Raw genomic sequence first — 12,944 nt, 5'->3', positions numbered from 1 at the left:
GCCTCTCTCTCTACGTTATCCCTACGCTCTCCCCGTAGTTGTCTCACGCCCTCCTCACGCTGCGCCTTCGCCGCGATCCCTTTTCCTCTCTCCGCGAACGCTCCGTTGCCTGTGCTCACAGCGTTAGCCGCCGGCTGGGCTCCGGGCCGAATCCGCGCAGCGTCAGGCGCGTGCCGTTCAGCTCTGCGATGGCGAAAGGAGAGGCGTCGGCGCCGTCGACCATGCCGCGTAGGGTAATAAAATCGGTGTGCTCCCGGCGCAGATAGCCACCGCGGTGATCGTGCCCGCTGAAGCAGGCGCGTACCCGATAGTGGCACAGCAGCTGGCTGACGGCGGCGTGGTTCCACAGGCTGTGGTGGGTTTCCTGCGCCAGGGGAAAGTGGCAGAAGACCAGAGCCGTTTCCGCCCGCCGCCGCGCCGCGTTCAGCTGCCGGTGTAGCCAGGTCAGCTGGGAGACGCCGACGGCGCCATTCCAGGGCTGGGCCTGCGGCGCCCCGCGCTGGGTCAGATGCGCCAGTAGGCGCTGCGCCCGGCGCAGATCGTCGCCGGCGGCGCACAGGCTGAGGTCATTGCCATCCAGGACTAACAGCCGTATGCCCGGCAGCGTCACGGCGTAATAGTGCTTGGGCAGCGCGAGGGGCGGCTGCGCCGCGGCCAGGTGAGCGGCAAGCGCGACGGCATCATGGTTACCGCTGACGATCAGATGGGGATGGCGCAGGGCGCGGTAGCGGGCCAGCAGCGCAGGATAGTCGCGCCAGTGGCGATCGACCAGATCGCCCAGCGTGGCGACAAAGGCCAGCGGCTGTCGGTTAAAGCAGGCGATGGCGCGGTCAAGCTTCTGCGGGCTGTGGCGGTAATAGCGCTCCCCGTCGGGGGGCGCGTCGGCGTATTGGGGATCGGCCACCAGGCCGAAACGCAGAGGCTCCCCTGCGCGGTGATGGATAGGCGGGCGTCGGTATAGCGCGGCGGCCAGCCCCAGGCGCCGCCGCTGGGGCTGAGTGAGCAGGGAGGGCTGGGCATCGCGGTGCATCAGCGGATCCCCGCGCGCATAAAGGATTGCACAAAACGGCGCTGGCACAGCAGGAATAACAGCAGCAGCGGCAGGGTCGTCATCAGGGTGGCAGCGCCGATCAGCGCCCACTGTATGCCCTGTTCGGGAGCGGAAAAAAGCTGCAGACCGACGGTGAGCGGGCGGGCGCGCAGGGAGTCGGTGATCACCAGCGGCCAGAGAAAGTCATTCCAGTGAAAGCTGACCGACACCAGGGTAAAGGCGACGTAGACCGGCGTTGCCAGCGGGACGTAAATGCGCCACAGAATGCAGGCTCGGCTGGCCCCCTCGATGATAGCCGCCTCCTCCAGCGCCAGCGGGATCCCCTTAAAGGTCTGGCGTAGCAGGAAGATGGCGAACGCAGAGGCAAAGTAGGGCAGTGCGATGCCCCACAGCGTGTCGCGCAGTCCAAGGGCGCTGATGGTCTGGTAGTTGTTCAGGATCAGGACGTCCGGACTGATCATCAGCTGTAGCAGGATCAGGGCAAACAGCAGCCCGGCGCCGCGCGGCGCCATCCGCACCAAGGCCCAGGCCGCCAGCGTGGCCAGCAGCAGCTGGACGCAGACGATCAGGGAGACCTGCAGGGTCGTATTGATGAAATAGCGGCCGAAGGGGGCCGCGTGCCAGGCGGCACGAAAGTTCTCCAGCGTCAGGGGGACGCCCGGCGAGAGGCTGCTCTGCTCGGCCGCCGGGTGCAGGGCGACCCAGGCGGCGACCAGCACCGGCAGCAGCCAGAGCAGGGCGCCGATCCAGATCAGCAGGGTGACGGCGCGGCGGCCCAGCGCATAGGCTCGCGGGCGGTAGGATAACGGCAGCGTGAGGGTGCTCATTGATACCAGGCTCTCCTGTCCAGCAGGGTGAACTTCATCAGCGTCAGCGCGGCGAGGATCGCCAGCAGGACGACGGTCATCGCGGCCGCATAGGGCAGATCCCAATAGCTGAACGCGGTGCGGTAGATGTAGAACAGCAGCAGGCTGGTGCTATTGTCCGGCCCGCCGTTGGTCATGGCGATCACCTGATCCGCCAGGCGAAAGGCATTCATGGAGGCGTTGATCAGTACAAATAGGGTGGTGGGCATCAGCAGGGGCCACTGCACCCGGCGAAAGAAGGTCAGCCGCGAGGCGCCCTCGATGGCGGCCGCCTCGCTCAGGCGCGGATCGATCTGCTGCAGCGCCGCCAGATAGAAGATCATAAAGAAGCCCGCTTCGCGCCATACTGAAACCGCCATCAGGCAGTACAGGGCGCTATCGGGATCGCCCAGCCAGTTCACCGGGGCGCAGCCCAGCAGCGCCAGCGCGCGGTTGAGCAGCCCCAGCTGCGGCGTATAGAAAAACAGCCATAGGTTGGCGATAGCGACCATCGGTAGCAGCGACGGCAGAAAAAAGGCCGTGCGGATGAGCGCGCTGCCGCGGGCGCGGCGATTGACCGCCAGCGCCATGGCCAGCGCCAGCCCCACCGCCAGCGGAATGGTCAGCAGGGCGTAGCGTAGGTTGTTGTACAGTGACAGCACAAAGGTATCGTCCTGCCACAGGGCGCGGTAGTGCTCCAGCGTGATACCGCCGCCGGGGTCGCTGCTGAGCAGGCTATCGCGCAGCGCCGCCAGCGCCGGGTAGTGGGTAAACAGCGCCAGCGGCGCCAGCGCCGGCAACAGCAGAAGATAGCCGTATACCTGGCGCTGCACTCCTGCGCGGCGGGCCAAAGAGACGTGGGCATGCATCATCCGTCGCTCCGTTTATTGGTAGCGCTGCAGCAGGCGATCGGCCTGGCGCTGGGCGTCAGCGAGGGCCTGCTGGGGGCTCTTCCCGCCGGTGACGGCGGCTTCGACGGCCCGGTTGAGCAACTCCTGCACCTGTACGCTGCGGTAGGTGGAGAGCTCCGGCTGGGAGTATGGGAGCTGATCGCGGGCGACGGTGGCCTGGGGGAACTGCTGTACATAGCGCTGCATGGCATCGGTCTGCCAGGCGGCCGGTGAAGTGGCAACATAGCCGGTGGCGATGCTCCAGCGCGCCGCCTGTTCCGGGGCGGAAAGCCAGCGGATAAAGCGCAGGGCCGCCTGGCGCTGCGCCGGGTTTGCCTGGCTGAACAGGTACAGGTTGCCGCCGCCGGTCGGGCTGCCGCGTCCGGTATTGGCCGGTAGCATGGCGACGCCGAAGGGGAATTTGGCGCTATCGCGCACCGTCGCCAGATTGCCGGTGGTGGTCACCATCATCGCCGTCTTGCCATCGATAAAGTCCTGTGGCGTCGAGCCCCAGTGAATGTCGCCCGGCGGCGAGATGGCGTGCTGTCGCGCCAGATCGCGCAGCCAGCTGAGCGCCTCGCGGTTGGCGGGCGTATCAAAGGTGACGGCGGTACCGCGGCGGTTGTCCAGCGTGCCCCCGTTGGTGGCTGCGATGGCCTGGAAGGTCCAGTAGCCTATCGGCGTGGACGGGATCTCTATTCCCCACTGGCGTACCTGGTTACCCTCGCGCAGGGTCAGGCGGCGGCCAAACGATTCCACCTGTCGCCAGCTCTGGGGCGGGCGCTCGGGATCCAGTCCCGCCTGGGCGAAAGCCTGCTTGTTCCAATACAGCACGACGGTAGAGCGTTGAAACGGGATACCGTAGATCTTGTCGTCAATGCGGCGAATAAAGGCCGGATAGAAGCTGTCTAGCCAGGCCTGGCCCGCCGCGTCATCGACCAGATCGCTGATGGGGGTGATGGCGCCGGCCTCCTTCAGCGAGTAGACCTCGATATCGCCGATCACCGCCAGCTGGGGCGGGTTGCCACCGCGAAAGGCGGTCAGCGCCTTGGTGACCGTGGTGGCATAGTCGCCGGTGTAGACCGGCTGAATGCGGATGTCGGGATGCTGCTGCTCAAAGTCGGCGACCAGGGCGTCGACGGTCTGGCTGACCTTGCCGCCGACGGCGATGGGGTAGTACATCTGGAGAGTCACCGGGGCCGCGCTGGCCACGCCGGCCGTCAGGGCCAGTAGGCTGGCCGCGGCGAACCGTGGCAGAGATCGTAGCATGACGTTTTCCTTATGGGGCAGAGAACGGATTAATGGGCAGCGTGAAGGGCAACCCGTGGTAAAAACGGCTGTTCAGCGTCGCGGCAGCGCGTGCCGCTGTCGCGGTGAAACAGATACTGGGCCTGGCGCGGCCAGCTCAGGCCGACGGTGCTGCCGGGGCTGAACCGGCGCAGCCCGCTCATGCTGACGGTGAGCTCGCCGCCGCACTCCAGCGCACACTGCAGCCAGGTCTCGGCACCCATATATTCGACGGCGCCGATCCTGGCGTCGGCTTTACCGGCGCCCAGGGCGGTCAGAGTCAGGTTTTCGGCGCGCAGCCCCAGCGTCAGCGCCGTCTGGCCATCATCGGCGCAGATGGGCTGGTGGCCCAGGCAGTGCCAGCCGCTGCGGCGGCGCAGGGGCAGCAGATTCATCGGCGGGGCACCGATAAATCGGGCGGCAAAGCTGCTGGCGGGATCGTGATAGAGGTTTTCCGGACGGTCGTGCTGGACGATGGCCCCCTCCTGCAGCAGGATGATGCGATCGGCCATGCTCATGGCCTCCAGCTGATCGTGGGTGACGTACAGCACCGTCAGCCCCAGGCGCTGCTGCAGGGTACGGATCTCGCGGCGCATGCTCTGGCGTAGGCGGGCGTCCAGATTGGAGAGCGGCTCATCCATCAGACACAGCCGGCGGCGGGCGATAACGGCCCGCCCCAGGGCGACCCGTTGCTGCTGTCCGCCGGAGAGCTGTGCGGGCAGGCGATCGAGCAGGGTATCCAGCTCCAGCAGGGCGCTGACCTCGGCCAGGCGGCTGGCGAAGTGACGCTTCTCCTCATGGCGCGCCCGCAGCCCGAACAGCAGGTTTTCACGGACGCTGAGGTGGGGAAACAGGGCGTAGGATTGGAACACCATAGACAGCTGGCGCTGCGCCGGCGGCAGGTGTTCTACCGGCTCGCCGCGCAGGTGAATGGTGCCGCTATCGGCCTGATCCAGGCCGGCCAGGGTACGCAGCAGGGTGGTTTTTCCACAGCCCGATGGGCCGAGAAGGGCGACAAACTCCCCTTCGTGGACGGAGAAGCTGATGTCGCGTAGGGCGGTTTTATCCCCCCAGGCTTTGTGAATATGGTGCAGCGTCAGGTAGCTCATGGCATTGGCCCGTCAGGAAATACGTGGCTTAAGCCTGCCAGCGCTGCGTGTCAGTTTCATGAAGGGAATATAACGCGGTGATGACGGCAGAGCGCCCAAACGGGGCGCTCTGCCGGCGCGGGGGGCGCTCCCCATCGCGCCCGGCGGAGAGGGGCTTAGGCGCGGGCTTCCAGCATATCGACCCACTGGGTCAGCGGTACGATGGCGCCGGGGCGATAGGTGAGCTGCAAGGCGCCCAGCAGCCGCACCAGATGGCTTTGCACCGCCGGCAGGTTTTCACGGACGTGGGGAACCACCAGAATATACTGCTCCAGCCAGCACTGCAGATTTTCGGCAAAGCCGCTGTTAAAATGCGCCAGCCACTGTTCGATGGCCTGTGGATTTCGCTGCAGGGCCTGGCTTACCTGCTCCTGGCTTTCGCTGACCGGAAAGACGAGGGTGCGCATCAGATTGAGCGCGTCGTCGCGATCGACCACCCGCAGCACGATAGCCGATGCGGCGTCGGGCAGCGCCTCTCCCTCCGCGGAATAGGCTCCGGGCGCTGACAGCGTAGCTGACTGAACCATGATAACTCTCCTTGAGAATATGAATATACTGGTTGATGACGGTATCCGTCACGGATCTGTTATCAAGATTAGCGCATCCTTTGTGGGGTTACCCGTCGTCATATCACACTGACATAATGGAATAAGCAGTGAGCCCCTCCAGTGCCGCGGCCGCTTATTTCTCCGGCGCCGTATTCTGCGCAGCGCCGCCGGCCTGACGCTAAAAATATCCCCGTATTTCAGTGGACAAGAGAGTGTGACAAATAGCACGTCTCCGCGCACCTGAGAGTATTCGGCCTATTTCGTCTTTCCTAAATCAAATTACCAATGATTCATTCTTTGAACGCAATCCATTGCCTATATCCACGGCGGGTGGCGCAGCACAATGTTTCGCAAAATAGGGGGATGGATAGCGATGTAATTATCAATTTGATTAGATTTGTATTGATTTATATTACAAATTGAGATTAATCTTAAAAACAGATTAGAAAGGATTAACTTTACGATGTTGTTTCGCCGTTCCATGCAGGGAAGATAACGATAACTCCACCGACAGATTGCCGTCGCCCGGGGGAATAATATGAATAAAAAAACGCCTTTCTGCCTGCTATGGGTAACGCTCTGGGGATGTCGTGCGGCGCGGGCGCCGCGCCGTTCTGGGACAATACGCCGACCGATGAGTCGAGGCGCGCGCTGCAGAATAGCACGCGCGAAGTCAATTCACTGCTGGAGCAGCAGCGCCTTCAACGTCTGGAGAAGCAGCGCCAGGCGCGCCCCGCCGCCGCCGCGCCGGCCCAGTTGCGTGAAGACACGGCGTGCCTGCCGATCGGCGGTGTCTATTTAACCGGGATCACGCTGCTATCCCTGCGCGATCTCCGGACGCTGGACGCCTTGCCGGCGCGCTGCATCCGTAGCCGCGACGTCAATCATCTCGCGAAACAGCTGACCGCCCTGTATCTGGAGAAAGGCTATATCACCGCCCGGGTCCAGTTTCTGCGCCCCAACGCGCGCGGCGAGCTGGGCGTGCGGGTGACGGAGGGATTTATCGAGCGCATCGAGGGGGGCGATCGAGGCGTGAATCGGCGCTGGCTGTTCCCCGGCGCGATCGGTAAACCGCTGCGTCTGGCCTCTCTGGATCAGGGGCTGGATCAGGCCAACCGGCTGCGCTCTAACCACGTCAGCATGGACATTCTGCCCGGGGAGCGCGTCGGTGGTTCGGTGATCCGCCTGTACAACCGGCGGGGGCGTCCCTGGCAGGTCAGCGGCTCGCTGGACAACTACGGCCAGCAAAGCACCGGGGAGTGGGTGGCGCGCGGCAGCGCAACGCTGGACAGCCCGCTGGGGCTCTCTGACTTTGTCAGCCTGAGCGCGTCGACCACGCTGGCCCGGCCCTCGGCGCGCTACAGCCGCGCCTACATGCTGTTTTACTCACTGCCCTATGGCGACCTGACCTTCAGCGGCTTTGCCAGCTTCTCGGACTATCAGATGCACCAGTCGCTGCCGCATACCCGCATCCTGCTGGACGGGCAGGCCAGCCAGTACGGCCTGCGCGGCGATGCGGTGCTGCAGCGCAGTCAGCGTCAAATCAACACGCTGGGCGTTCAGCTGACCTATAAGCGCATCCGTAGCTATCTGCAGGATGATCTGCTGCGGGTCAGCAGCCCGACCCTGAGCGTAGCGGAGCTGGGTCTCAGCCACCTGCATATATTGTCCGGCGGCGTCGCCACGGGCAATCTCAGCGTGGAGCGGGGGCTGTCTATTCTGGGTGCCGATCGCGGACGTCAGCGCACCGGCGCCGAGGCGCAGTACACCAAGCTGAAGCTCGCCGCCGGTTTGAGCCAGCGGGTTACGCTGGCCGACGATGTCTATCTGTTCAGCTCCCAGTGGTATGGGCAATACAGTCGGGATCCGCTGCCGGGCGTTGAATGGGTCAGCCTCACGGAGCGCAGCGCGGTGCGTGGATTCAAGCGGGGCACGCTGTCGGCGGATAACGGATGGTATTGGCAGAACACGCTGTCGCGTCCCCTGAGCTGGCGGGCGTTCACCGTGACGCCGCGCATCGGTCTGGACGTTGGCCGCGTGCTGTCGAACGCGGGAGATCAGGGATGGCAGAGTGGCGTAGGCGCCGTTGCCGGCGTAACGCTGAGTACAGCCTCCGCGCAGCTCGATATTGAGGTCGGGCGCGCCAGGGCGATTTCAAATAATAACTTTCCGGGTCAATCGACCCAGCTATTAACACGGTTTTCCTATTCCTTTTAACTCGGCTTCGGCGTCCGCGGGCGCCGATATGAGGTAACCTCTATGGCATATCAACATTTTAAACTCTCTTCGGCGGGGCGACTGGCGACCATCATCGCCATCTCCTTTGTCGCCTGCAGCAGCTTTGCCGGCAATATTGTGCCGGATGGCGGGGCGCTTGGCCCCGGCGTGGCGACGGCGCCCAGCGGAGCCCAGGTGGTCAATATCGTCACACCGACGGATCGGGGGCTGTCCCATAACCAATATCAGGATTTTAACGTTAACCGTCCCGGCGCGGTATTCAACAACGCCCTGACGGGGGGAGAGTCTCAGCTGGCCGGCGCGCTGGCGGCCAACCCTAACCTGCACGGGCAGAGTGCCAGCGTGATCCTGAACGAGGTGATCAGCCGTAACCCCTCTCTGCTGCTGGGGCAGCAAGAGGTGTTCGGCATGGCGGCGGACTACGTGCTGGCTAACCCCAACGGCATCACCTGCGACGGCTGCGGCTTTATTAACACGACCCGATCGGCGCTGGTGGTGGGTAATCCGCTGGTCGAGGGGGGAGCGCTCAGCGCCTATTCGACTCTGAACAATGGCAATCGTCTGCAGATCGGCACGGGCGGGCTGTCGACGGACAGCGTGCTGGATCTGGTGGCGCCGCGCATTGAGAGCGCGGGTGCGGTCAGCGCCCGCGAGATCAACGCCGTCAGCGGCAATAACCGTCTAACGCGCGATCTCCACCAGATCGACGCGGGCGTCAATGGCACGGCGCTAGACAGCTATTATCTGGGCAGCATGCAGGCCGGGCGCATCCGCATCATCAACACCGCCGCCGGCAGCGGGGTGAAGCTGGCGGGCAGCCTGCAGGCGGATCAGGGGATTTCGGTCGCGGCGAAGGATCGTCTGACCCTGCAGTCCGCGGAGCTGCGCGGCGGCGATATCTCGCTGCAGGCGGGAACGCTGCGCGCCGAGGGCACCCTGTCCCAGCGCGATGAGCAGCGGGAGGGCAAGGATAACTACCAGAACTACCGCGGCGGGATCCACGCCAGCGATAGCCGCCGGGAGCAGAGCTACCGGCGCACGGTGCTCAGCGGCAAGAACCTGAGCCTGGTGGCGGCGGAGAGCAACCACCTGACCGCCACGGATATCAGCGGTGATGATGTGACGATCGCCGGCGGGGAGGTGCTGCTGGATGGCGCGTCGCTGACGCAGGAGCAGAAACAGACCGATAATCGCTGGTTTTACTCCTGGCAGCACGATGAAACGCGCAGCGACAGCCAGCAGCGTACGGTGGCGGGGCGTATCGATGCGCGCCATAACGCCAGCCTCAGCGCGATGCACGGCGATCTGCGGCTGCAGGGCAGCGAGGTCAGCGCCGGCCAGGATCTGCGCCTGAAGGCGAAGGGGGACGTGGCGCTGAGTGGTATACAGGAGCGCGATGAGCATCAGCTGACGGGGTATAAGCGCAACGAGGGCGCCGCGCTGAACAGCGGGCGTTGGAGTCAGCGCAGCAGCGAGGAGCGTCTGCATCAGACACGCCTGCGCGCCGGGCACGATCTGAGTCTGGAGGCCGGCGGCGATCTCAGCGCCCAGGCGGCGCAGATCCGGGCGAATAACGACGCCGGGATCGCGGCGGCGGGGAACGTTAACCTGACGGTGCAGAACGTCGCCAACCGTAAGACCGAGATCGACAACCATACCTACTGGGGCGGGATCGGCGGCGGCGGCGAGCGGGACAACAATCATAGCCAGGAGCGCAGCCAGGCCAGTGAGGTCGAGAGCGGCGGCCAGCTGACGATCTCGGCCGGGCAGGATGTGACGATCAGCGGCAGCCGGGCGCACGGCGGACGCGGCGGCGTGGTGCAGTCCCAGCGCGGCGACGTGATTATCGATCGGGTGGTGAACACGACGCGTGAGCAGGATAACAGCCGCCGCGGCGGCGCCTTTAACATCACCACCGCCTCGGAGAAGCGCACCGAGAGCCATGAGCAGGTGCGCGGCAGCCAGCTGGCGTCGGACGTGAACCTGCGGGTGAAGAGCGCCCGCGATATTCAGGTCAACGGCAGCCGGGTGGAGAGCGACGGAAAGCTGGCGCTGCAGGCCGGTGGTCGGGTCGATGTCGCGTCGGCGGCCGGCGTGGATACGCTGGAGAAAGAGAGTACCTCGCTACAGGTGACGGCGTATGCCAAGGCGCAGGGGGATAAACAGTATCGCGCCGGGGTTGGCATTGAGCACACCTCACGGCAGGAGGAGAGCCGCAGCGTGACGCATCGGGGCAGCCAGCTCCGCGGCGGCAGCGTCGAGGTGACGGCGGGAGATGACGTGGTGTTTAGCGGCGCGCACCTGCAGGCCGATGCAGGCGATGCGCAGATAAGCGGTAAGAACGTCGCCTTCGTGAGCGCCGAGGAGAGCAAAACCAGCCATACCCGTCAGACTCAGGCGGGGGGCGGAATGTACTACACCGCCGGTATCGATAAGGCCGGCAGCGGCTATGAGGGACACTATAGCCACAGCGATACGCAAAGTGAGCAGATCCGGGCGCAGGGCAGCAGCAGTAACGTCAGCGGTAATCTGACCATTACGGCGACGGATAAGCTGACGCAGCAGGGGGCGCACCACCAGGCCGGCGGTGTCTACCGGGAGCAGGCCGCCAGCGTAGAGCATCTGGAGGCCCACAACCGCGACAGCAGCCGCAGCCAACAGACCCAGGTCCATGGCGAAGCGGGTGCGAGCGTCGACTACAGCGCGGTGACCCGCCCGCTGGAGGGGGCGGTGAAGAAAGGCGCTAGCCTGGACGCCAACGGCGTAGTCAATGAGATTGGCACCATCGGCAAGCCGAATCTGGGGATCGATGTCGCCGCCAGCGGGGGCACCCATACGCAGAGCAGCAGCGATACCACGGCGCAGACCACGCAGATCCAGGCGGGGGCCATTCAGGTCACGGCGCGTGACGAGGTGCATGACCGGGGAACGCAATACCGGGCTACCGACGGCGGCGTCAGCCTGCGGGCGGATAGCCATCGTTTTGACACCGCCAGCGACAGCCGCAGCAGCCAGAGTGACGACGTTAATGGCGGCGCTAGCCTGCGCATCTACACCACGACCGGCAAGGATATCGGCGGTACTGCCCGTGGGCAGGGCGAGAATCGCAGCAGCCAGGCGCAGCACGTGACGGCGCAGACCGGTAAGGTGCAGGCGGCGAATGGCATCGATATCCAGCTGGGACAGGAGGGGCGCTATCAGGGAACGGCGCTGGACGGCGGCCGTGGCAAGGTGCAGCTCAACAGCGGGGGCGATCTGCGGCTGGATCAGGCGACGGACAGCCACAGCGTCAGCCACGCCGGCTATGATGCCCACGCCCGTCTCAGCGGCGATATGAGCGGCAGCAACAGCGGCAGCGCGGCGCTGGGCGGCGGGCAGGATAACGGCCAGCAGAGTGAAACTCAGGCGCATACGGCGCAGGTCCGCGCCGACGGCGGTGTGACCCTGAGCAGCGCAGGCTCCCTGACGCTGCAGGGCACGGAGGTCAGCAGCCAAGGGGATGTTACCCTCAAGGCCGATGAAAAACTGGATCTGGGCCAGGCGGACTCCGCGCGCCGTCAGCAGGGCAGCCTGTGGTCCGGCGAGCTGAGCGGCGGCGCCAGCCGCGGCAGCAGCGACAGCGCCGATAGCCGGGGAGGCTCGGTGGGGGCCAAGGCCAAGGTGGCGATGCAAAATGAGCAGCAGACGACGGCACAGGGCGCGCGCGTCAGCGGTGCCAACGTCACCCTGAGCGCCGGCGCGCAGGATAATGATGCGCTGCATCTGCAGGGGGCGCGGGTCACGGGGCACGATGTCGCGCTGAGTGCGAAACAGGGCGGAATCGTGCTGGAGTCGGCCAGCAACGTTCAAGAGAAAAACAATTGGGGCATCGATGCCTCGGGCGGCCTGTCCGGCCGTCAGAGCGTGAGCAAGGACGCTCAGGGGCAGGTCGATCCGGCCAGCCGTCAGAATCGCCATACTCTGAATACGGGGCTCAAGGTGGACGTCGATCGGCAGGCACAGACGACGCAGCAGAACAGCCAGATCCAGGCCGATAATCAGGTCACGATATCCAGCCAGGGGGATACGTCGCTGGCCGGCGCGCGGGTCGATGCGCAGCGTATCGGCGGCGAGGTGGGCGGCGATCTGCGTCTGGAGAGCCGCCAGGACAGCGAGCGCAGTACGCAGGTTAACGCCGGGCTGACCTTCAGCCACAGCAATGATGAGGGGGCCAGCAAGACGGCGAAGCTGTCCAAAATCGCGACGCCGCATCTCGCCGGCAAGGTACAGGACAAGCTGGAGGGCGCCATCGACAAGGTCAGCGATAAGGTGAGCGACGAATATAACGGTGCGGTACGCCGTTTGGATAAACGCCAGGACACCACCGGCAGCGTCAGCTTTAACAAGGCGAATGAGGCGGTGACGCTGCCGGAGACGCTGGCCGGTGAGAAGCCGCAGGGGGCGCTGTGGGATCGCGCAGCGCGCAGCGCCGGTAACGGGGTGAAATCATCGCTGACCGGCGCCCCCGGCGCGCAGGGATCGCTGCAGGCGGAGGGCAAGCGGGTGGATAACCTGTCGGTTACGCAGCAGTCCGGACTCTCCGGCCAGCAGGGCGTTACGCTACGGGTTGACGGGGAGAGCGACCTGACCGGCGCGACGATCGAGAGCCAGGCGGGACAGGTCGATCTGAACGGTAGCCGCGTGGTACAGCGCGATCTGGTGGGACACCGCTATCAGGGCAGCGGTAAGGGTGCGCTTCCGCTGAGCGTCGGTGGCTTGACCGAGGTGGCTAACAAGCTGGTCACTCAGGGTGAGCTGCCCCTGAGCGTTTCGACGGAGAGCCATCCGGAGAGCAGCCAGAGCGGGGTCCACAGTAAACAGTAAACAGTAAACAGTAAACAGTAAACCGGATAGCGGCGACGCTATCCTTCATCAGCGGCGGCCTGCGGGCCGCCGTT

8 protein-coding genes are annotated in these 12,944 nt (G+C 65.0%); 2 read left to right on the top strand and 6 right to left on the bottom strand.

What is annotated here, in order from left to right; all coding sequences use genetic code 11:
- Positions 1–115 precede the first annotated feature (115 nt).
- From QY76_RS15635 to QY76_RS15610, 6 genes are all read right to left on the bottom strand, one after another.
- Entirely contained in the window at positions 116–1,030 is a 915-nt protein-coding gene (locus QY76_RS15635; protein ID WP_034171779.1) for a metallophosphoesterase, read from the bottom strand.
- Positions 1,030–1,878 (bottom strand): carbohydrate ABC transporter permease, encoded by an 849-nt coding sequence (locus QY76_RS15630; RefSeq protein WP_045426277.1) that lies wholly within the window; start codon positions 1,876–1,878, stop codon positions 1,030–1,032. The genes QY76_RS15635 and QY76_RS15630 overlap by 1 nt, the downstream gene beginning before the upstream one ends.
- Positions 1,875–2,768 carry a carbohydrate ABC transporter permease gene (locus QY76_RS15625; protein ID WP_081854099.1) on the bottom strand — a complete coding sequence of 298 codons (894 nt, stop codon included), beginning with the start codon at positions 2,766–2,768 and terminating at the stop codon, positions 1,875–1,877. The genes QY76_RS15630 and QY76_RS15625 overlap by 4 nt, the downstream gene beginning before the upstream one ends.
- A 12-nt stretch (positions 2,769–2,780) precedes the next feature.
- Complete coding sequence (locus QY76_RS15620) at positions 2,781–4,055, bottom strand: ABC transporter substrate-binding protein (RefSeq protein ID WP_045426274.1); 1,275 nt, start codon at positions 4,053–4,055, stop codon at positions 2,781–2,783.
- A 29-nt stretch (positions 4,056–4,084) separates the two neighbouring features.
- Complete coding sequence (locus QY76_RS15615) at positions 4,085–5,182, bottom strand: ABC transporter ATP-binding protein (protein ID WP_034171776.1); 1,098 nt, start codon at positions 5,180–5,182, stop codon at positions 4,085–4,087.
- A 155-nt stretch (positions 5,183–5,337) separates the two neighbouring features.
- Positions 5,338–5,748: a hypothetical protein gene (locus QY76_RS15610; protein ID WP_034171775.1), complete on the bottom strand. Its 411-nt coding sequence runs from the start codon at positions 5,746–5,748 to the stop codon at positions 5,338–5,340.
- Positions 5,749–6,354: 606 nt separating this feature from the next.
- Between QY76_RS15610 and QY76_RS15605 the strand changes: the two genes are divergently transcribed.
- The gene (locus tag QY76_RS15605) at positions 6,355–7,986 is read left to right on the top strand and encodes a ShlB/FhaC/HecB family hemolysin secretion/activation protein (RefSeq protein ID WP_049648942.1); all 1,632 of its coding nucleotides are present in this window, start codon (positions 6,355–6,357) and stop codon (positions 7,984–7,986) included.
- Between the two features lie 42 nt (positions 7,987–8,028).
- Complete coding sequence (locus QY76_RS15600) at positions 8,029–12,870, top strand: hemagglutinin repeat-containing protein (protein ID WP_045426268.1); 4,842 nt, start codon at positions 8,029–8,031, stop codon at positions 12,868–12,870.
- Positions 12,871–12,944 lie beyond the last annotated feature (74 nt).

The sequence above is a fragment of the Edwardsiella sp. EA181011 genome, assembly GCF_000800725.1.
Lineage (GTDB): Bacteria > Pseudomonadota > Gammaproteobacteria > Enterobacterales > Enterobacteriaceae > Edwardsiella > Edwardsiella anguillarum.
Note: the sequence above shows the minus strand (reverse complement) of the source record. Positions and strands in the feature narration are given on the sequence as shown.

Excerpts from the sequence above, each read along its gene's own strand:
- QY76_RS15635 (WP_034171779.1), bottom strand. The coding sequence starts at position 1,030 with ATGCACCGCGATGCCCAGCCCTCCCTGCTCACTCAGCCCCAGCGGCGG.
- QY76_RS15630 (WP_045426277.1), bottom strand. The coding sequence starts at position 1,878 with ATGAGCACCCTCACGCTGCCGTTATCCTACCGCCCGCGAGCCTATGCG.
- QY76_RS15625 (WP_081854099.1), bottom strand. The coding sequence starts at position 2,768 with ATGATGCATGCCCACGTCTCTTTGGCCCGCCGCGCAGGAGTGCAGCGC.
- QY76_RS15620 (WP_045426274.1), bottom strand. The coding sequence starts at position 4,055 with ATGCTACGATCTCTGCCACGGTTCGCCGCGGCCAGCCTACTGGCCCTG.
- QY76_RS15615 (WP_034171776.1), bottom strand. The coding sequence starts at position 5,182 with ATGAGCTACCTGACGCTGCACCATATTCACAAAGCCTGGGGGGATAAA.
- QY76_RS15610 (WP_034171775.1), bottom strand. The coding sequence starts at position 5,748 with ATGGTTCAGTCAGCTACGCTGTCAGCGCCCGGAGCCTATTCCGCGGAG.
- QY76_RS15605 (WP_049648942.1), top strand. The coding sequence starts at position 6,355 with ATGTCGTGCGGCGCGGGCGCCGCGCCGTTCTGGGACAATACGCCGACC.
- QY76_RS15600 (WP_045426268.1), top strand. The coding sequence starts at position 8,029 with ATGGCATATCAACATTTTAAACTCTCTTCGGCGGGGCGACTGGCGACC.